A 20,874-nucleotide genomic window follows, 5' to 3' on the forward strand; every position below is an offset into this window, starting at 1 on the left:
CCGGCTGTCCGCCACGCCGGCCTTGAGCCGGCTTCTTTTTCTTTTTTGAACTGATATCGTATGCAACGTTTTTCTTCCGCACCCGGCACCGCCGGCGGCGCGCACCCTCCGGTCGAGCGCATTCACCAGCTCGACGGGTTGCGCGGCGTGCTGGCGCTGTTTGTCGTGGTCTACCATCTGCTGGCGGCCGTTCCGGCGCTGGATCCATGGTTGCGGAACAGCTTGCCCCTGCTGTTCGAGGGCTGGTACGCGGTCGATGTGTTCTTTGTCATGAGCGGCTTCGTGATGATGCACGTGTACGGCAAGCAGTTCGCCCAGCGGCTGAGCTGGAGCCAGTTCAGCCGCTTCATGCTGGCCCGGGTGGCGCGCCTGTATCCGGTGCACCTGTTCGCGATGCTGGCGACGCTGTTGCTGATGGCGCCGGCGCTGATGGCGGCGGCGCACAGTATCTTCCTGTCGTTCGGCGGCCGCTACAGCCTCGGCACCTTCATGTCCTCGCTGCTGATGCTGCAAAGCCCCTGGGTCGGCTACCGCAGCTGGAACTATCCGGCATGGTCGATCAGCGCCGAATGGCACGCCTACCTGGTGTTCCCGCTGCTGGTGCCGCTGGTCAAGCGGATCGCCTGGCGCGGCGCGGTCTTGACCATGCTGGCCGGCGTCAGCGTGACATTGCTGGTTTATTTGTTTGCAAATGACCAAGATCAATACCCGACCAATGGTATGCTGGTGTTGCTGCGCGTGCTACCTCTGTTTATTACAGGCATGGCTTTGTATATGCTGTGGCCGCATGTGCGGCGCGTCCCCGATGCGCTGGCGCTGCTGGCTGTGGCCGGCACGCTGGCCTGCCTGTGGTTCAGCCGCTGGGCGCCGCTGGCGGTGTTGCTGGTGCCGCTGCTGGTGCTGGCGACCTTGCGGCATCCGCTGCTGAAGACGGTGTTCGCTTCGGCGCCGCTGCTCTGGCTGGGCAAGATCTCCTACAGCCTTTACATGACGCACGCATTGGTCGAGGGATTCGTGCTGAGCATGGCGATGCGCTTTATCGGGCGCCATTTTGGTGCGGCGGTGGCGCAAAATGTGGCGTTGTCCGGCGTCGCCCTGCTGGCGGCGATCGTGGCGGCGCTGGTGCTGGGCTGGATGACGTGGAAGTGGGTGGAAGTTCCAGGACGAAATTTCCTGATACGGCAATTGGCGCGCAGCGAAGCCAAGCCGGCGATGGCGCAGGCAAAAATATAAGCAGCAATAAGCAGCAATAAGTAGCAAATAACAGGCAACAAATAATAAGCAGTAAATAATAAATAATAAACAACAAGCATCTAGGGTATCGCTGACAATGAACAGGAATTTATACATACAAGGGCTGCGCGGCGCGCTGGCGCTGGCGGTGTTCTTCTACCATGTGGCCAACTCCAAATTGCCCACGTTTACCGATCTGCCGGGTTATGCCGTGCTGGATGCGCTGCTGCATTCGTTCGAATTCGGCGTCGAACTCTTCTTCGGCGTCAGCGGCATCGTCATCGTGTTCGCCTTCCGTAAGTCGAAAACCGTGTCGCATTTCCTGATCGACCGCATTTCCCGGATTTATCCGGTGCTGTGGATCACCGTGCTGTGCATTTTCCTGCTGTCGATGCTGGACCGCAGCCGCCAGATCGAAGCGGGACCGTTGGTGGTGCTGGGCAATTTGCTGGCCTTGCCGCCGCTGGTGCCGATCAGGCTGATCCATCCAGCCGCGTGGACCATCAGCTATGAATTCCTGTTCTACGCCTTCTTCGTGGTGTTCGGCCTGCTGGCGCTGCGCACCGGCAAGCGCGTGGCGCTGTACGTCGTGCTGGCGGCCGGGGCGGTCTTCATCTTCCTGCATTTGCGCGCCATGCCCTTCCTGGTCGGCATGGCGGTGGCCTATGTGGCCGGCAAGAAAGATTGGCCGCTGGCGCAATTCAAGTTCGCCGGCCTGGCCATCTTCGGCTCCATGCTGTGCTGGCATTTCGGCAACCTCGCGCAGGGCTCGCAGTACGCCACCTTGCCGGTCTTGCTGGAAAGCCCGCTGGCGACGCTGCTGTATGCGGCCGGCGGCGTGCTGGCCTTCTTCGGCCTGCTCGGCGTGTATTTCGGCCATGGGCTGTTTTGCCGGCTGATGGTCACGCCGCTGTTCCAGTGGCTGGGCGCGCTGAGCTTCAGCCTGTACATGTGGCAGGCGATCACCATGGCACTGATCAAGAAGGGCATGTATGTCAGCGGCCTGGTCGACGCGGCCGGGCCCTTGTCCCAGCTGCTGTTCCTGCTGCTGGCGCTGCCGCCGACGCTGGTGGTCTCGCGCCTGTCGCAGATCTACCTCGAAGGGCATGCGACGCGCTGGATGCGCGGCTATGCCAACCGCAAAATGACGGTGGGCGGTCCGGTGCCGACCGTCTCCGAATGAGCGCGGACGAAAAAAAACGTAAATATATTGCGTCGCACCATGCGATATCTCAAACCATAGTGTAAAATTTGCACGTTGAACTCCATAAAATATTGTCAACAATCTGTTCTAAATGATATGTATTGAGAAACCATGCAAAAGATGAGTTCCGCACCGAAGGTCCTGGTCGTCGTTCCGACGCTGAATGAGGAAGTGATGATCGAAAGCGTCCTGACGACGCTGTTTGACGGGCAAGGACCGGTGGACGGCCGTCTGTTCGTGGTGGCCGACGGCGGCAGCACGGACGCGACGCGCGGCATCGTCGAGCGCATCGCCGCCGCCCGCGGCGACGTGGTGCTGATGGACAATCCGAAACGCCGTCAAAGCGCCGGCATCAACCTGGCGCTCGACACCCACGGCGCCGGCGCCGATATTCTTGTGCGCTGCGATGCGCACTCGGTCTATCCGGCCGGCTTCATCGACAAACTGATCGGCTCGCTGGCCGACAGCGGCGCCCAGGCGGTGGTGGTGCCGATGGATTCGGGCGGCGACAACTGCGTGCAGCGCGCCGTGGCCTGGGTCTCGGACACGCCGCTGGGCTCGGGCGGATCGGCCCACCGCGGCGGCAAGGCCAGCAGCTTTGTCGACCACGGCCACCATGCCGCCTTCCTGGTGTCGAGCTTCCGCCGCGCCGGCGGCTACGATGAAAGCTTCAGCCACAACGAAGACGCCGAACTCGATTGCCGCCAGCGCGCTTACGGCGGCCGCATCTGGCTCGACGCCGGCATCCGCATCGGCTACGCGCCGCGCGACAGCCTGTCGCGCCTGTGGAGTCAGTACTTTAATTACGGCAAGGGCCGCTCGCGCACCATCCGCCGCCATCCGGGCTCGATGCGCCTGCGCCAGTTCGCGGTGCCGGCCCACCTGGCGTTGTCGCTGTTCGCCATCGCGGTGGCGCCGGTCTTTCCCTACCTGCTGGCGTGGCCGCTGCTGTACCTGGCCATCCTGACGGCCGGCTCGCTGAAGATCGCGCTGGACAAGCAATCGGCGTGCGGCCTGCTGGCCGGGCCGGCCGCGTTCGTCATGCACACCGCGTGGGCGCTGGGCCTGTTCTGGGGGCTGGCGACGGTGCGCCAGCCGGCATGGGCGCCCGACCCGTCCAGTGTGGCAGCTTCGCGCGTGGTTGCCGGATAATGAAGCTTAGTGAATCAACAGTGGGAATCAAGATGAGATACAAGACTTGCGTGATCTTCGGCGGTACCGGCTTCATCGGCAGCCACCTGGCCCAGCACCTGCTGGCCGTTGGCGCGGCCGAGACCGTGATCCTGGCCGACATCGTGGCGCCGCGCGCCGATTTCGCGTTTGACGGCGCGGCCGTCAAATACCTGAACATCGACGTGCGCAAGCCGATCGATGCGTCCCTCCTGCCGGCCCAGGTCGACCTGATCGTCAACCTGGCGGCGGTGCACCGCGAGCCGGGCCACGAGGCCCACGAATACTACGAAACCAATCTGCTGGGCGCGGAAAACGTCTGCGCCTGGGCCGAGCAGATCAACTGCACCAACGTCATGTTCACCAGCAGCATCGCGCCCTACGGCCCGACCGAATCGGTCAAGACCGAGCAGTCGATCCCGGTGCCGATGAGCCCGTACGGCGGCTCCAAGCTGGCGGCGGAAAAGATCCACCTGCGCTGGCAGCACGGCGCCGCCGGCCGCCGCCTGGTGATCGTGCGTCCGGGCGTGGTGTTCGGTCCCGGCGAGCGCGGCAACGTGACGCGCCTGGTGCAGGCCACCATGCGCCGCTACTTCATCTACATGGGCAACCGCGCCACCCGCAAGGCCGGCGGCTACGTCAAGGAACTGGTGCGCACCATGCTGTGGGCGATGGACCGCCTGCCGGCCGGAGGCGGCCACACGCTGTACAACTTCACCATGCAGAAGCCGCCGAGCATCGAGGAATACGTGCGCACCGTGTGCGACGTCGCCACCGTTAAGCGCACCGTGCTGTCGGTGCCGTATCCGGTGCTGCTGGCGATGTCGTACGCGATCGAGGCCGTGGCGCGTCCGCTCGGCATCAAGCAGCCGGTCAGCCCGGTGCGCATCCGCAAGCTGGTGCGCTCGAACAATATCGAGCCGGCGCTGCTGCTGCGCGAACAGTATCCGTACCAGTACACGCTGCAGTCCGCGATGTCGGACTGGCGCAAGGACCGTCCGGACGAGTGGCATTGATGGCGCCTCGCCACAACCTGGTCTCTGACTTAAAGGGGTAGACATAGTGATGAATCTTCAGCGCGCCGCTGGCGTTGCCGCACGTCCCGATCAGTCGCGCATCGGCTCCCAGCGCTTTTTCCTGGTGCTGATGCTGCTGTGTACCATCCAGTTCACCGGGGTGTGGATTTATCCATCGTCGTCGTTCGGCGGCGTGATCTCGCTGGTGATGGACAAGCGTTTTGGCGTGCCGTTCCAGTACAGCGTCTGGGCGCTGGTGCTGCTGGGCGTGGGCATGCTGGTCAAGGTGCGGGGCTTCGGCCCGCTGGTCGAGGTGCTCAAGCCCTTCTTCCCGTTTCTGCTGATCGGCCTGGTGGCCGGGGTGTTCGGCTACAGCCCGTTCCTGTCGATGCGCCTGCTGGTGCTGTGGAGCGTGATGGCCTGCGCCGCCGTGGCGATCGGTACCGCGCTGCCGCAGCGCCAGGCGCTGCGCATGGTGCTGTGGATTTCGCTGGGCCTGCTGCTGGTGTCGGCCGTGTATGCTCTGGCCTTGCCGAGCTATGGCGGCCAGCCTTACGCCTCCGGCACCGTATGGCGCGGGCTGTTCCTGAATAAGAACCAGCTGGGCTGGTTCGCCTCGCTGACGCTGGTGATCGGCGTGATGAGCCGTGGCCGCGTCGAGGGCCGCCTGCCGCTGCTGGTGGCGCTGCTGTCGGCGGTGTGCCTGATCGGTTCCGGCTCCAAGGGCGCGCTGGTGGCGTCGGTGCTGGTGATCGCCTACGGCTATGTGCTGTCGCGCCTGCGCCGGGCGGTCACGCCCGGCTTCGGCGCAGCCATCGTGCTGTTCCTTGCCGTGCTGGGCGGCGTGGTGTTCGCGCTGGCCTACGCGCCGGTGCTGGAACTGCTGGGCCGCGACCCCACGCTGTCGGGCCGCACCAGCATCTGGGCCGCGTTCTTCCACGCCATGGCCGACAGCCCGTGGCTGGGCCAGGGGCCGGGCTCGTATTCCGGCCTGTCGCCGCTGACCGCGGCGCTGGCCAGCCGCCTTGACGACCTCGGCGCCATCGTCACCCCGCACAGCAGCTACCTGGCCGCCTTCGGCGATGCCGGCCTGTTCGGCCTGGTGGCCTTTGTCGGCATGCTGGTGTACCTGAGCCTGATCGAACCGCTGAACCGCCGCACGCCGCTGTTCCTGATGAGCGGCACCGTCTGCTTCCTGATCGCCGCCAGCGGCATCGCCGAGACGCACGACGTGTTTACGCCGGGACCGGGCTGGTTCCTGCTGATCCTGCTGCGCGCGCTGGCGCTGAAGGAAGGCAAGGAGGGCGCCGGGGCGGCCAGCCAGCCGGCCCAGCCCGCCCGCAAGGCCAGCCGCTATTACCAGCTGCCACGCTACAACTGAGCAGGTCCACCCCATGAAAGCGCAACACTATGTCTGAACCTGTGACCACTCCTATCTTCGACGGCCTGGCCGTCGGCCTGTGCACCTACAAGCGGCGCGATTCGCTGGTGCGCTGCCTCGACCATATCGCCATCGCCGCGCGCGCGCTGCCGGCGCCGCCGAGCGTGATCGTGGTCGACAACGACGGCGAGGACGCCAGCGTCGGCGCCGCCGTGCAAGCCTTCTCCGAACGCTCCGGCCTGCCGGTCCACTACCGCATCGAGAAAACGCCCGGCATCTCGGCCGCCCGCAACGCCGTGTTCGACACCGCCGGCCAGATCGGCGTGCGCTTCGTCGCCATGATCGACGACGACGAATGGCCGTCGCCGGACTGGCTGCGCGAACTGCTGAAGGCGCAGAGCGACCATGCCGCCGTGGTGGTCGGCGCGCCGGTGCGTCCGGTGTTCCCGGACAACGCCGCCAAGCTGAAGAAATACGCGCGCTACTGGTCGGTCGACAAGCAATTTTTGAACGGCAAGCCGTTCGTGTTTTGCACCTGTAACTTCCTGATCGACATGCAGGCGCTGCGCGACGAGCCGCGGCCGCTGTTCGACGAGGAATTCGGCCTGTCCGGCGGCGGCGACACGGTGTTCTTCCGCAAGCTATTCTTCCGCGGCCACGACATGGCCTGGTCGGATGCGGCCTGGATCAACGAGGAAGTGCCGCCGTCGCGCGCCTCGTTCAAATGGATGCGCCAGCGCCGCTTCCGCGTCGGCAACCACGCGGTGCGCTGGGAAAGCCTGGACGGCGGCGCGCCCAAGTCGATCGCCAAGAGCGTCGGCCTGAGCCTGCGGCTGGCGATCTATCCGCTGTTCCGCCGCGAGCCGGAATCGGTGCTGGTCGGCTGGCTGCTGGAATACGACAAGGTGCGCGGCCGCTGGGCTTCGCACTTCGGCGACGTCTTCGTCGAATACGCGCGTCCGGCCAAGCCGGGCGAAAAAGTCTGCCGCTGAAGCCTGTCGCTGAAAACTCACCACGCATGAAATCCCTGACCTATCGTACCGAGATCGACGGCCTGCGCGCGGTCGCCGTGGCCGCCGTGGTGCTGTACCACGCCGGCCTGAAGGCGCTGCCCGGCGGCTTCGTCGGCGTCGACGTGTTTTTCGTGATCTCCGGTTACCTGATCTCCGGCATCATCTTCAACGACCTCGAGCAGTCGCGCTTTTCGCTGGCGCGCTTCTACGAGCGCCGCATCCGCCGCATCCAGCCGGCGCTGATCGCCATGGTGCTGGTGGTGCTGGCCGGCTTCGCCGCCATCTACACGCCGATCGACTACAAGTCGCTGGCGCAAAGCGTGGGCGCGACCGCGACCTTCTCGTCGAACATCTATTTCTTCGTCAAGAGCGGCTACTTCGACCCGATGTCGGAAACCAAGCCGCTGCTGCACACCTGGTCGCTGGCGGTGGAGGAGCAGTACTACCTGCTGTTCCCGCTGCTGGTGGCGCTGCTGTGGAAGTACGGCCGCAAGCGCATCAACCTGGTGCTGGCGGCGCTGGCGCTGGCCTCGTTCGCGCTGTCCGTGTGGCAGGCGCGGGTCTCGCCCAACGCCGCCTTCTACCTGCCGTTCGGCCGCTTCTGGGAATTGCTGATCGGCGCCTGGCTGGCGCACGGCGCCGTGGCGCCGGCGCGCAAGGGCTGGCCGGCCGAGGCGCTCACCGCGCTGGGCCTGCTGCTGATGGGGGCCGCGCTGGTGCTGCTGTCGCCGGCCGACATCTTCCCCGGCGAGACCGCCTTGCTGCCGTGCGTGGGCGCGGCGCTGGTGCTGCACGCCGGCCGCGACAGCCGCCTGGCGGCGGGCTTGCTGGGCAATCCGCTGATGACCTTCATCGGCAAGATTTCATATTCGGTGTACCTGTGGCACTGGCCGCTGTTCGTGGCGATCCGCTACCTGTGCTTCCGCGAACTGACCGGCGCCGAAACCGCGCTCTACCTGGCCGCCTGCGTGTTGGCCGGCTGGGCCAGCTGGCGCTGGGTCGAGCAACCGTTCCGCCACCACACCAGCGCCTCGATGAGCCGGCGCGGCCTGTTCGCCTCGACCTTCGCGGTGACCGCCGCCGGCCTCGTGTTCGCCGTGGTGGTGCACCTGGGCGCCGGCTTCCCGTGGCGCTTCGACGCCGCCACCCAGGCCTACGCGGCGGCCGCGCTGGACACCAACCCGGAGCGCAACCGCTGCGACCGCCTGTCGGCCGAGCGCATCCGCAACGGCGAGGCTTGCGAGATCGGCGCCCGCGGCGCCGGCAAGCCGACCTTCGTGCTGATCGGCGACAGCTTCGGCGACGCCATCGCGCCCGGCGTCGACGAGGCCGCCCGCAAGCTGGGCGAGAAGGGCCTGGTCATCACCAACAGCGGCTGCTTCCCGCTGCTCGGCATACGCCAGGTCGGCCACGACGAATGCAACGCCGCCAACCGCGCCACCTTCGACTACGTGCTGTCGCAGCCGGACATCAAGCGGGTGCTGTTTGTCGGCCGCTGGACTTCGGCGCTGCTGGGCACGCGCTACGGCCAGTTCTCGGCCGAGGGCTGGTTCATCGAGGACGACCAGTCGACCGTGGCCGGCTATGCCGAGAACGCGCAAGTGTTCGAGCGCGGACTGTTGCGTACCGTACAGGCATTTAAAGGCCGGCAGGTTACTATCCTGGCGTACATCCCGGAACAGCGCTACGACATCCCGCGCGCGCTGGCGCTCAGTTCGGCCTACGGCATCCCCGGCGTGGTGGCGCTGCCGCTGGCCGAGCACGAGCAGCGCCAGCGCCAGCTGCGCACGGTGCTGGAGCGGCTGCAGGGCGAGAGCAGCTTTTCGGTGACCGACGTCGGCGCCAGCCTGTGCGACCGCAGCCAGTGCGCGGTGCAGGTCAACGGCACCGCCCTGTACGCCGACGACAACCACCTGTCGCGGCGCGGCGCGCTGATGCTGGAGCCGGTGTGGGAAAAAGCATTGGGTGCTAATTGAGCGCGGTCGCACGGCTGGTACAGAAACTGGAGCAGCGTTTCCGCGTCATGACCTTCGCCCGCACCATGGTGCCGACGATGGGCGCGCTGGCGCTGCAGTTCGTGACCTTCGCGATCACCGCGCGCGGCCTCGGGGTCGAGCAGTTCGGCCGCTACACGGCGCTGCTGGCCATCGTCGGCATCGGCGTCGAGCTGGTGGGCCTGGGCGGCGCCGACATCCTGGTGCGCGCGGTGGCGCGCGAGCGCACGGCGTTCCGCGCCTATTACGGCAATATGCTGCTGCTGGGCGCATTGACCACGCCGCTGGTGGTGGCGCTCGGCGTGGCGGTGGCGGTGGGCGCGATGCAGACCACGGTGGACTGGCTGCCGCTGGTCGCCGCGCTGGTGGCGGAGATCCTGATCGCCCGCATGTCGGCTTCGCTGGAGCTGGTGATGGTGGCGCACGGCCACACGGTGCGCGCCGGCTGGGTGCGCATGACCACGGTGGTGGTGCGCTTGCTGCTGGCCTTGGCATATTTCATGCTAATCGGTTTGCATGACTTGAATGGCTGGATCGGCGTGGTGTGCGTGCAGTCGATGCTGCTGACGGCGGTGTATGTGGTGATCGGCGGCCGCCTGTACGGCCAGCCGGTGTGGCGGCTGCTGCGGCACGAGATGGGCTCGGGGCTGTCGTTTTGCGTGACGCAGACGGCGCGCGCGGCGCAAAGCAACCTGGACCGCATGGTGCTGAGCCGCTACGCCGACGATGCGACGCTGGGCCTGTACGGCGCGGCGTCGCGCTTCATGCAGTTGGGAATGTTTCCGCTGCAAGTGGTGACCCGGATTATTTATCCGAATTATTTTGTGCACGGCAAGCAGGGCATCGCCGCCAGCCGCCGCTACGCGGTGCGCATGGCGCCGCTGCTGTTCGGCGTCGGCCTGCTGTCCGGCGCGGCGGTGGCGGTGGCGGCCCTGCTGGCGCCGTATGCGCTGGGCGCCGGCTACGCCGGCTCGACCGGGGTGACCATGGGCCTGGCGTGCGCGCTGCCGTTCATGGCGCTGCAATATCCGGCCGCCGACGCGCTCACCGGCGCCGGCCGCCAGTCGCTGCGGGCGCTGATCTACAGCGTCTCGGCCGTGGGTTTTGGTTTTGTCTTGTTGGGCGGTGCTTATCTGGGCGGCATACGCGGCGTGGTCGCCGCGTTCCTGCTGGGACATTTGCTGCTGGCGGTGATCTTTTGGGTGGTCGCCTTCCTGTGCCGCGACGTGCAGCCGGAACAGCGCTAGAAAGGCCGCCCAGGCCATCGTTTTTTTGAATTTTTGAATCTTGCATTTTAATTGGAGCCCTCATGAAAATTACCGTTATTGGCACCGGCTACGTAGGCCTGGTGACCGGCACTTGCCTGGCCGAAGTCGGCAACGAAGTGCTGTGCCTGGACCTGGACGCGAGCAAGATCGCCATCCTCAACGGCGGCGGCATCCCCATCCATGAGCCGGGCCTGCTCGACATGGTCAGGCGCAACGTCGCCGCCGGCCGCCTGAAGTTCACCACCGACGTCGCCCACAGCGTGGCCTTCGGCCAGGTGCAGTTCATCGCGGTCGGCACGCCGCCGGACGAGGACGGCTCGGCCGACCTGAAATACGTGACCGCCGCGGCGCGCAACATCGGCCGCCACATGACCGAGTACAAGGTGGTGGTCGACAAGTCGACGGTGCCGGTCGGCACCGCCGACAAGGTGGCCGCCGCGCTGCAGGAAGAGCTGGCCGCGCGCGGCGTCGAGGCGCCGTTCGCCGTGGTCTCCAATCCGGAATTCCTGAAGGAGGGCGCCGCCGTCGAGGACTTCATGCGTCCCGACCGCATCGTCATCGGCACCGAGGACCCGCGCGCCATCGCCCTCATGCGCGAGCTGTATGCGCAGTTCAACCGCAACCACGACCGCATCGTCGTCATGGACCTGCGCTCGGCCGAGCTGACCAAGTACGCCGCCAACGCCATGCTGGCCACCCGCATCTCGTTCATGAACGAGCTGGCGGTGCTGGCCGACAAGCTGGGCGCCGACATCGAACAGGTGCGCCTGGGCATTGGCTCCGATCCGCGCATCGGTTTCCACTTCCTGTATCCGGGCTGCGGCTACGGCGGCTCCTGCTTCCCTAAGGATGTGCAGGCATTGATCAATACGGCGGCTGAAAACGACATTAAGCTGAAAGTGTTGGCGGCGGTCGAAGACGCCAACGAGACGCAGAAGCATTTGTTGCTGTCCAAGATCACGGCGCGCTTCGGCGGCGACCTGAGCGGCAAGAAGTTCGCCGTCTGGGGGCTGGCCTTCAAGCCCAACACCGACGACATGCGCGCCGCTTCCAGCCGCGTGTTGATGGAGGGCCTGTGGGCGGCCGGCGCCACCGTCACCGCCTACGATCCGGTGGCGATGAACGAGTGCCGCCGCATCTACGGCGACGAGCCGCGCCTGGCGTACGCCGACACGCACATGGAGACGCTGGATGGCGCCGACGCGCTGGTCATCGTCACCGAGTGGAAGGAATTCCGCGTGCCGGTGTTCGAGGACATCAAGGCCAAGCTGAAGTCGCCGGTGATCTTCGACGGCCGCAACCTGTATGCGCCGGCCCAGGTGCGCAGCCACGGCCTGGAATATTTCGCCATCGGCCGCCGCTGATCGGCGCAACCCCGTAACGTTCTTGACGAGGAATACCAAATGAAAGCAATGATACTGGCTGCAGGAAAAGGCACACGCGTGCGTCCGCTGACCTACGATTTGCCCAAGCCGATGATTCCTATCCTGGGCAAGCCGGTGATGGCTTACCTGATCGAGCACCTGGAGAAGTACGGCGTCAAGGAGATCATGGTCAACGTCTCCTACCTGCACGAGAAGATCGAGGAGTACTTCGGCGAAGGCCACCAGTACGACGTCCAGATCGGCTACTCGTTCGAGGGCTATACCAAGGACGACGGCGAAGTGGTGCCGCAGCCGATCGGCTCGGCCGGCGGCATGAAGAAGATCCAGGAATTCGGCGGCTTCTTCGACGACACCACCATCGTGCTGTGCGGCGACGCCGTGATCAACCTCGACATCAAGTCGGCGCTGTTCGAGCACCGCCGCAAGGGCGCGCTGGCCAGCGTGATTTGCCGCGAAGTGCCGCGCGACAAGGTCGAGAGCTACGGCGTGGTGGTCAGCGACAAGGAAGGCCGCATCACCGCCTTCCAGGAAAAACCCAAGGTCGAGGAGGCGCTGTCGAATTTCGTCAGCACCGGCATCTACATCTTCGAGCCGGCGGTGCTGGACCTGATCCCGAGCGGCGTCACCTTCGACATCGGTTCCGACCTGTTCCCGCTGCTGGTCGAGCAGGGCGTGCCGTTCTACGCGCAGAACCGCAGCTTCAGCTGGATCGACATCGGCAGCGTCAAGGATTACTGGGAAGTGTCGCAAAGCGTGATGATGGGCGAGGTGGCCCACATGGACGTGCCCGGCATCCAGCTGGCCGACGGCATCTGGGCCGGCCTGAACACCAGCATCGACTGGGAAGGCACCACCATCGAGGGCCCGGTCTACATCGGCTCCGGCTGCAAGATCGAAGCCGGCACCACCATCATCGGCCCGACCTGGATCGGCCACGGCAGCCATATCTGCGAAGGCGCCACCGTGGTGCGCAGCGTGCTGTTCGAGTATACCCGGGTGTTACATAATGTAAGCCTGGAGGAAATGATCGTCTTCAAAGATTACAGTGTCAACCGCGCCGGCGAGATGCGCCATGTGTCCGAGTACGCGGAGGGCGAGTGGACCAACGCGCGTGACCGCCGCACCAAGCGCCGCGCCGGTGTCGAACAAGAACCTACTGCAATGAATGCAGCATAAAAAGAAGAGGTAGTGAGCATGAAAATTTATCCAGTTATCCTGTCTGGCGGCGCCGGCACCCGTCTGTGGCCACTGTCGCGCTCGGTATTGCCGAAGCAGCTGCTGCCGCTGGTATCGGACAAGACCATGTTGCAGGAAACCGCGCTGCGCGTGGCCGGCTGGCCCGGCATGCAGGCGCCGCTGGTGGTGTGCGGCAACGAGCACCGCTTCCTGGTGGCTGAGCAGATGCGCGAGATCCGCCAGCAACCGCTGGGCATCCTGCTGGAATCGGTCGGCCGCAACACCGCGCCCGCGGTGGCCGCCGCCGCCCATTACCTGGCCGCGCTGGACCCGGAAGCGGTGATGCTGGTGCTGCCGGCCGACCACGTGATCGAAGACGCCGCCGCGTTCCAGGCCGCCGTCCAGCGCGCGCTGCCGCAAGTGGGGCAGGGCGCGCTGGCGACCTTCGGCATCGTGCCGACCGCGCCGGAAACCGGCTACGGCTACATCCGCCGCGGCGCCGCGCTGAACGGCGCCGACGGCTGCTACCAGGTGGCCAGCTTCGTCGAGAAGCCGGACGCGGCCAAGGCCGAAGGCTTTGTCGCCTCGGGCGACTACTTCTGGAACAGCGGCATGTTCCTGTTCAGCGCCGCCAACTACCTGCGCGAACTGAAGGAATTCCAGCCGGCCATGTCGTCCGCCGTCGAAGCGTCCTTCACCAAGGCCTACCGCGACCTCGATTTCTGCCGCCTGAACGAAGAACAGTTCGCGGCCTGCCCGTCGGACTCGATCGACTACGCCGTCATGGAGCACACCCGGCACGCGGTGGTGGTGCCGGCCGACATCGGCTGGAGCGACGTCGGTTCGTGGTCGGCGCTGCATGACGTGCTGCCGGCCGACGCCGACGGCAACGTCGCGCGCGGCGACGTCTACCTGGACGGCGTGAAGAATTCGCTGGTGCGCGCCGAAGGCCGCATCGTCGCCCTGATCGGCGTGTCCGACCTGGTGGTGGTGGAAACCGCCGACGCGGTGCTGGTGGCGCACAAGGATCATGTGCAGCGCGTCAAGCAGGTGGTCGACCACCTGAAGGCCGGCGGCCGCACCGAGCACATGCACCACACCAAGGTCTACCGTCCATGGGGCAGCTACGAGGGCATCGACCTCGGCGAGCGCTACCAGGTCAAGCGCATCACCGTCAATCCGGGCGGCAAGCTGTCGCTGCAGATGCACCACCACCGCGCGGAACACTGGGTGGTGGTCAGCGGCACGGCGCGCGTGACCTGTGGCGAGAATGTCACGCTGCTGACGGAAAATGAATCGATCTACATCCCGATCGGCATGAACCACCGCCTGGAAAACCCGGGCAAGTTGCCGCTGCACCTGATCGAAGTGCAGTCCGGCAGCTACCTGGGCGAAGACGACATCGTGCGCTTCGAGGATGTCTACTCGCGCGCATAAGCACCGGCGCGGCGGCTCGCGGCGCCAGCGCGGCGCCGCCTTGCTGGTGCTGCTGACCATGCTGATGCTGGGCGTGGCGGCCCTCGCCATCAACGCCTTCCGCGGCGGCGGCGCCCGCGAAGCGCAGGCGCTGCAGTCCCTGGGCCAGGCCCGGGAAGCCCTGCTGGGCTACGCCGCCCTGCATGGCCGGCTGCCCCGGCCCTCGGCGTCGCCGTCGGCCGGCATTGAAAACCCCGCTCCCTGCGCCAGCGAACAACAGTGCACCGGTTTCCTGCCCTGGGCCACGCTTGGCCTGGGCCCCACCTATGCGCGCGGCAAGCCGCTGCGCTACAGCGTGACCCCGGCGTTTTCCGCGCCCGACGCGCGCCTGAACTCGGCCCTGCCCAGCAAGACCGTGGCCACCCGCCGCGGCGACCGGCTGCTTGCCGTGCGCGGCCGCGCCCCCTGCAGTCCGGTCGACGAATGCGTGCCCGCGGTGCTTATTGCCAGCGGCAAGTATCAGGGCACGCGCGGCGCCGACCAGGCCGCCAACGACGGCGCCACCAGCCATTTCATCCAGCGGCCGTTGAGCGACCTGGAGCAGGGACCCGGCGGCGCGTTCGACGACCTGGTCGCCTGGGTGCCCTACGACGTCTTGATTAAACGCAGTAGTGCGGCCGGATCGATACGCTGAGTAGTAAATATGCTACATCAATCATGTTGTTTCGACATGATAATTATCTAAATTGCACTGAAAAGTACCGTATTCCAGCACTTCCTTGGGGCAAGAACGCACCACGCGGATGCAAATTTCACAAGGTGATAAAAGTTGCTAACCAGAAAATATATATTATATTCTAGCCAACAAAAATTCATGCATCGTGTTATTATTCGTTTGTCGCAATTTTTTCTAACAAACAGTATTCGTTGTACCACCAGTATTTTTCCTGAAGGAATTTCCATGAAGATTAAATCGTTCATCGCCGCTGCCGCACTGATGCTGGCCGCCGGCTCCTCTTTTGCCACCACCATCAATCTGGTGCAGGATTCGGCTAACCCGCTGAACTACACCGGCGGCTTCAACGTCACCCACTCGGGTTCGTTCACCGACACCTTCACCTTCTCGCCGACGTTCTCGTCGAGCGTGGTGTCGGCTGTCCTGACCTCGATCGGTTTCACCGCCGTGACCAACATCAACTTCACCTCGGTGTCGATCAACGGCCAGGCGCTGAACATCGTCAACGGCGTGGTCGATACCGCCACCACCCTGACCCAGCTGAACCTGACCGGTCCGCTGACCCTGAGCGTGAGCGGCCTGTCGGGCTCCAACGCCAGCTACTCGGGCACCGTCAACGTGACCGCCGTCGTTCCAGAACCAGAAACCTACGCGCTGATGCTGGGTGGCCTGGGCCTGGTCGGCTTCGCCGCACGTCGCCGCAAAGCAGCAAACCAAGCCTGATGCAGCGACGCCGCCACGGCGGCGTCATGCGAAAAAACGCGCCTTCGGGCGCGTTTTTTTTCGCCCTATTTTTCGTTTGATGTATTACTGACGCCACACTTCCATTCTGGTTACAAAACTAAATTTGCCGGCCAAATATGTTCTGCGGAAAGTCTATTTGACAATTTATTTTCCTGTCAGAAATCGTTGTGCCTTGCAGCAGAGTTTATGTCCATTGACCGATGGAAATTGTGAAATCCATCCCGGGATACGGAATCTGGCGAGCTCGACAAGGCTAAAAAAGCCATGCAATTCCTTGCAAATATAGTTATTATTTTTATACGGAAGAGAATTCCATGTATTGCCAGGCACGGGCCTAGATACTTATACCGAAAGGGTGAATCATGAAGAAACTAATGCGAGCGGCAGCGGTTACGGCGGCACTGATGCTTTCCATGGCCAGCGCCTCGGCGGCGACCACCATCAGCCTGACGGAGGGGCCTCCGGGCCAGTACACGGGCGGCTGGAACGTCACGCACTCGGGCGCTTTCACGGATACCTATTACTTCCTGCCGCAACTGCCGTCGAGCATCGTGTCGAGCGTGCTATCGACCATCGGCTTTACCGCCACCGAAGACATCAACTTCACCTCCGTCACCCTGAACGGCCACCTGCTGACGCTGGCCAGCGACGGCCAGGCCGACTTCGCCTACACGTCCGCGCCGCTGTGGCTGAGCGGCCCGCTGACCCTGGTGGTGGCCGGCACGTCGGGCTCCAACGCCTCGTACTCCGGCACCATCAACATGACCGTGGTGCCGGAACCGGACACCATTGCCTTGCTGGTGGGCGGCCTGGGCCTGGTTGGCTTGGTCGCGCGCCGCCGCCAGAAGGAGCTGACGCCGGCCTGAGCAGTGGAGGCGTCCGCCTGAGCACAAAAGCGCCGATGCATTCGGCGCTTTTCATTTTATAATCGGGCACTGTCGTCCACTAAAGGCCTCTCTTGCAACCCCTCTTGCGCTCCGCCTTGCTGCCGTTTGCACTCTCCCTCCTGCTGGCGGCCTCCGCCTCAGCCGCCGCCCTGGCGCCATCCCAGCTGGGACTGGTGGTCAACGATGATGAACCGAATAGCGTCGCGATCGCCGAGCTGTACCGCGCGGCGCACGACATCCCGGCGCAGAACATCGCCCACGTGCGCATTCCCAACCGCCCGCGCAAGCTCGGCGCGGCCGCCTTCGAGGAACTCAAGAAAGACATCGACCGCCAGCTCGGCCCCGAGGTGCGCGCCACGCTGATGGTGTGGACCGCGCCGTATGCGGTCGAGTGCAATTCCATCACCTCGGCCTACACCAACGGTTTCGACGCCGCGCAATGCCAGAAGCCCTGCGGCCCCGGCAAGGAAAGCCCGTTCTTCGACAAGCTGAACCCGGCGCCGCCGGCGGCCCAGGCCGGCGGCCGCATCAGCATGCTGCTGCCGACCGAGTCGGTGGAGCAGGCGCGCGAGCTGATCGCGCGCGGCGCCTCGCGCTGGATGGCGCCGCCCAAGGCCACCGCCTATTATTTGGTGACCAGCGAAGTGGCGCGCAATTCGCGCGCGCAGTTCTTCCCGCCGAACGGCAAGATCGCGGCCAAGAACCTGTCCATCCGCAACATCAAGGCCGACGTGCTGGAAGGCGTCCAGGACGTCATCATCTACCAGACCGGCATGGCGCGCGTGGCCAAGCTGGAGACGCTGCGCTTCCTGCCCGGCGCGCTGGCCGACCACCTGACCTCGACCGGCGGCAACCTGCTGGACGACTACCAGATGAGTAGCCTGCGCTGGCTGGAGGCGGGCGCCACCGCCAGCTACGGCAGCGTGACCGAGCCGTGCAACTACTGGCAGAAATTTCCCAACCCGCTGGTGCTGCTGAAAAACTATGTCGGCAACGGCAGCACCGCCATCGAGGCCTACTGGAGCAGCGTGGCCTGGCCGGCGCAGGGCGTGTTCATCGGCGACCCGCTGGCCGCGCCGTATCGACGCTGAACGGGGAGGGGATTGATCCGTTCGGACTAACTGGCTGTCATGAAGGCGTCACCACCGCGCCTTAATATGCAAATTGCAATATTTAAAAACAATTTGTTAACATCCCAGGACAGTCCATGAAAAACATCCCCACCTCGCCGTTCGCCCAGGCTGCCGCTACGCCGGGCCGGCGCACCATCATCGCCGCCGCCCTGATGGCGGGCTTGACCGCGCCGGCCTTCGCCGCCTCGCCGGTCGTCATCAGCCAGGTCTACGGCGGCGGCGGTAATTCCGGCGCCACCTACAAGAACGACTTCATCGAGATCTTCAACCGCAGCGGCGCGCCGGTCAACGTCGGCGGCTGGAGCGTGCAATACGCCAGCGCCGCCGGTTCCAGCTGGCAGCTGACCGCGATCCCGGCCGGCACCGTGCTGCAGGCCGGCCAGTACCTGCTGATCAAGGAAGGCGCCGGCACCGGCGGCACCGTCGAGCTGCCCGCCGCCGAAGCGAGCGGCGGCCTGGCGCTGAGCGGCACCACCGGCAAGGTGGCGCTGGTCAACAACAGCACCGCGCTGTCGGGCGCCGCGCCGTCCGGCGCCACGCTGGTCGACCTGCTGGGCTTCGGCACCGCCGGCGCGTTCGAAGGCGCAGCCGGCCCCGGCCTGAGCAACACCACCGCGGCCCTGCGCGCCGCCGCCGGCTGCACCGACACCGACAACAACGCCAGCGACTTCAGCGCCGGCGCGCCCAACCCGCGCAACACCGCGACCGCGCTCAACGTCTGCGGCGCGCCGTCGGCGCCGCCGATCGTCGCCACCTGCCCGGCCAACCTGTCGCTGGCCTTCGGCATCGATGGCAGCGCCGACCTCAGCGCCACCGACAGCGACGGCATCGTCAACACCGCCGCCATCACCTCGGCCGCCGTGCCGGGCATCAGCCTGGTCAACTTCCTGGCGGCCTCGGGCATCGGCGCCAACGCCACCGCCAGCCTCAGCGTGGCGGCCAGCGTGCAGGCCGGCACCTATCCGGTGGTGGTCACCTTCGGCAACGACCAGGCGCAGCAGACCGTGTGCTCGATTAGCGTCAACGTCGCCGCGCCGGCCACGCTGACCCACACGATTCCGCAGATCCAGGGCGACGGCGAGACCAGCCCGTACGCCGGCACCATCCAGACCACCGAAGGCGTGGTCACGGCCAAGGTCGGCTCCGGCTTCTTCATCCAGGACGAGGCCGGCGACGGCAATCCGCTGACCTCGGACGGCATGTTCGTCTACACCACCGCCGCCAACAGCGGCACCGTGCAGGTCGGCGACAAGATCCGCATCACCGGCGCCGTCAGCGACTACGCGCCGGTGGCCGGCGGCCACGCCTACACCGAGCTGATCAACATCAGCGCCATCGTCAAGCTGGGCAGCGGCATCGCCGTCACGCCGACCAACATCCAGCTGCCGCACCCGAACCTGGGCCAGGTCGAAGGCATGCTGGTGCGCTTCACCAACCCGCTGACCGTGTCGCAGCTGCAATTCCTGGGCGACCGCGGCGAAGTCACGCTGTCCTCGGGCCGCCTGGAAATCGCCAGCAACCGCTACCGCGCCGGCACGCCGGAAGCGCTGGCGCTGGCCGCCGCCAACCAGCTCAACCAGATCGTGCTGGACGACGGCATCTTCGTCGCGCCGACCACCATTCCCTACCTCGGCGCGGACGGCTCGCTGCGCGCCGGCGACACCGTGTCCGACCTGACCGGCGTGGTCGACTTCGGCGCCAAGGGCGGCGGCGGCGCCGGCTTCAAGCTGCAGCCGACGGCCGCGCCGGTGTTCTCGCAGGACAATCCGCGCACGGCGCCGCCGGCGCTGGTGGCGGGCAACATCAAGGTGGCCAGCGCCAACGTGCTGAACTACTTCACCACCTTCACCAACGGCACCGACGACCAGGGCAACACCAACCAGGGTTGCGCGCTGGGCGCCAGCGTCGCCAAGTCCAACTGCCGCGGCGCCGACAACCTGAACGAGTTCGGCCGCCAGACCGCCAAGATCGTCGGCGAACTGAAAGCCATCAACGCCGACGTCTACGGCCTGATGGAAATCCAGAACAGCGGCGAATACACCGTCACCAAGCTGGTCGACGCGCTGAACGACGCGATCTCGCCGGGCACCGGCCTGAAGACCTACGCGGTGGTGCCGAAGCCGGCGGCCACCGGCACCGACGCGATCCGCGTGGCGATGATCTACAAGCCGGCGTCGCTGACGCTGGTGGGCGGCGCGCTCAGCGATGCCGACGCCATCAACAACCGTCCGCCGATGGCGCAGACCTTCGTCGCCGCCAACGGCGCGAAATTCTCGCTGGTGGTCAATCACCTGAAGTCCAAGGGCAGCTGCCCGAGCGGCAGCGGGCCGGACACCGACCTGGGCGACAGCCAGAGCTGCTGGAACGCCACCCGCATCCAGCAGGCGCAGCGCCTGGTCAACGTGTTCGTGCCGCAAGTGGCGGCCGCCGCCGGCGACGCCAAGGTGCTGCTGATCGGCGACTTCAACTCCTACGGCTACGAAGATCCGATCGCCGCCATCACCGCCACCGGCTATGTCAACCAGCTGGAGCGCTTCGTGCGCGGCAGCGGCGCCATGCCGTACTCGTTCGTGTTCAACGGCGAGGCCGGCTACCTGGACCACGCGCTGGCCAGCGCGGCGCTGAGCCCGCAGGTGATGGACGCGGCCGAATGGCATAACAACGCCGACGAACCGCCTGTGCTGGATTACAACACCGACGGCAAGGTGCAGGACAAATACACCGCCGCACCGTACCGCGCCTCCGACCACGACCCGGTGGTCATCAGCCTGAACCTGCAAGCGCCGTATGCCGACGTCAGCGGCAGCATGCGCGCCGTCTCGGCCGGCCTGGTGTACAACCGCGCCACCGCCAAGTGGAGCGGCAACATCACGCTGACCAACACCAGCGGCGCGGCCCTGAACGGCCCGTTCCAGGTGCAGATCGACGGCCTGGTGGCGGGCGCGGCGCTGGTCAACGGCAACGGCACCCATGCCGGCGCGCCTTACCTCACCGTGAACGCCGCCAGCCTCGCGCCAGGCGCCAGCCTGACCGTGCCGACCGTCTTCACCAAAACCGGCACCGGCAGCGTCACCTACTCGGCAGTCAAAATTTACAGCGGTAATTTCTAAGGAATCAT

Annotated in this window: 16 protein-coding genes; all 16 read left to right on the plus strand. The window is 65.6% G+C overall.

Features of this window, described 5'->3' with window-relative positions; all coding sequences use genetic code 11:
• Positions 1–60 precede the first annotated feature (60 nt).
• The gene (locus tag ACEN9F_RS27410) at positions 61–1,233 is read left to right on the plus strand and encodes an acyltransferase family protein (protein ID WP_413425271.1); all 1,173 of its coding nucleotides are present in this window, start codon (positions 61–63) and stop codon (positions 1,231–1,233) included.
• Between the two features lie 97 nt (positions 1,234–1,330).
• A complete protein-coding gene (locus ACEN9F_RS27415) occupies positions 1,331–2,416 on the plus strand; it encodes an acyltransferase family protein (protein WP_413425273.1) in 1,086 nt (361 codons plus the stop codon).
• 132 nt (positions 2,417–2,548) lie between these two features.
• Positions 2,549–3,589, plus strand: a complete 1,041-nt coding sequence (locus ACEN9F_RS27420; protein ID WP_413425275.1) for a glycosyltransferase family 2 protein — start codon at positions 2,549–2,551, stop codon at positions 3,587–3,589.
• 32 nt (positions 3,590–3,621) lie between these two features.
• Positions 3,622–4,623, plus strand: coding sequence for an NAD-dependent epimerase/dehydratase family protein (locus ACEN9F_RS27425; RefSeq protein WP_413425277.1), 1,002 nt, complete (start codon positions 3,622–3,624; stop codon positions 4,621–4,623).
• Positions 4,624–4,672: 49 nt separating this feature from the next.
• On the plus strand, positions 4,673–6,004 hold the full coding sequence (locus ACEN9F_RS27430) for an O-antigen ligase family protein (protein WP_413425279.1): 1,332 nt from the start codon (positions 4,673–4,675) through the stop codon (positions 6,002–6,004).
• 29 nt (positions 6,005–6,033) lie between these two features.
• Entirely contained in the window at positions 6,034–6,996 is a 963-nt protein-coding gene (locus tag ACEN9F_RS27435) for a glycosyltransferase family 2 protein (protein ID WP_413425281.1), read from the plus strand.
• 26 nt (positions 6,997–7,022) lie between these two features.
• The gene (locus ACEN9F_RS27440; protein WP_413425283.1) at positions 7,023–8,993 is read left to right on the plus strand and encodes an acyltransferase family protein; all 1,971 of its coding nucleotides are present in this window, start codon (positions 7,023–7,025) and stop codon (positions 8,991–8,993) included.
• Positions 8,990–10,258, plus strand: a complete 1,269-nt coding sequence (locus ACEN9F_RS27445) for a lipopolysaccharide biosynthesis protein (RefSeq protein WP_413425285.1) — start codon at positions 8,990–8,992, stop codon at positions 10,256–10,258. Before ACEN9F_RS27440 ends, ACEN9F_RS27445 begins: the two co-directional genes overlap by 4 nt.
• 62 nt (positions 10,259–10,320) lie before the next feature.
• A complete protein-coding gene (locus ACEN9F_RS27450; protein ID WP_413425286.1) occupies positions 10,321–11,643 on the plus strand; it encodes a UDP-glucose dehydrogenase family protein in 1,323 nt (440 codons plus the stop codon).
• Positions 11,644–11,682: 39 nt separating this feature from the next.
• Positions 11,683–12,840, plus strand: coding sequence for a sugar phosphate nucleotidyltransferase (locus tag ACEN9F_RS27455; protein WP_413425288.1), 1,158 nt, complete (start codon positions 11,683–11,685; stop codon positions 12,838–12,840).
• A gap of 18 nt (positions 12,841–12,858) precedes the next feature.
• Positions 12,859–14,277 (plus strand): mannose-1-phosphate guanylyltransferase/mannose-6-phosphate isomerase, encoded by a 1,419-nt coding sequence (locus ACEN9F_RS27460; RefSeq protein ID WP_413425290.1) that lies wholly within the window; start codon positions 12,859–12,861, stop codon positions 14,275–14,277.
• Positions 14,258–14,950 carry a hypothetical protein gene (locus tag ACEN9F_RS27465; protein ID WP_413425292.1) on the plus strand — a complete coding sequence of 231 codons (693 nt, stop codon included), beginning with the start codon at positions 14,258–14,260 and terminating at the stop codon, positions 14,948–14,950. The genes ACEN9F_RS27460 and ACEN9F_RS27465 overlap by 20 nt, the downstream gene beginning before the upstream one ends.
• A gap of 267 nt (positions 14,951–15,217) precedes the next feature.
• A complete protein-coding gene (locus tag ACEN9F_RS27470) occupies positions 15,218–15,715 on the plus strand; it encodes an FxDxF family PEP-CTERM protein (protein ID WP_413425294.1) in 498 nt (165 codons plus the stop codon).
• A 395-nt stretch (positions 15,716–16,110) separates the two neighbouring features.
• Positions 16,111–16,602, plus strand: a complete 492-nt coding sequence (locus tag ACEN9F_RS27475; RefSeq protein ID WP_413427194.1) for an FxDxF family PEP-CTERM protein — start codon at positions 16,111–16,113, stop codon at positions 16,600–16,602.
• A 92-nt stretch (positions 16,603–16,694) separates the two neighbouring features.
• Positions 16,695–17,714 (plus strand): TIGR03790 family protein, encoded by a 1,020-nt coding sequence (locus ACEN9F_RS27480; RefSeq protein WP_413425296.1) that lies wholly within the window; start codon positions 16,695–16,697, stop codon positions 17,712–17,714.
• A gap of 116 nt (positions 17,715–17,830) precedes the next feature.
• Positions 17,831–20,866 carry an ExeM/NucH family extracellular endonuclease gene (locus ACEN9F_RS27485; RefSeq protein ID WP_413425298.1) on the plus strand — a complete coding sequence of 1,012 codons (3,036 nt, stop codon included), beginning with the start codon at positions 17,831–17,833 and terminating at the stop codon, positions 20,864–20,866.
• Positions 20,867–20,874 lie beyond the last annotated feature (8 nt).

This window comes from Duganella sp. CT11-25, assembly GCF_047302815.1.
Lineage (GTDB): Bacteria > Pseudomonadota > Gammaproteobacteria > Burkholderiales > Burkholderiaceae_D > Rugamonas.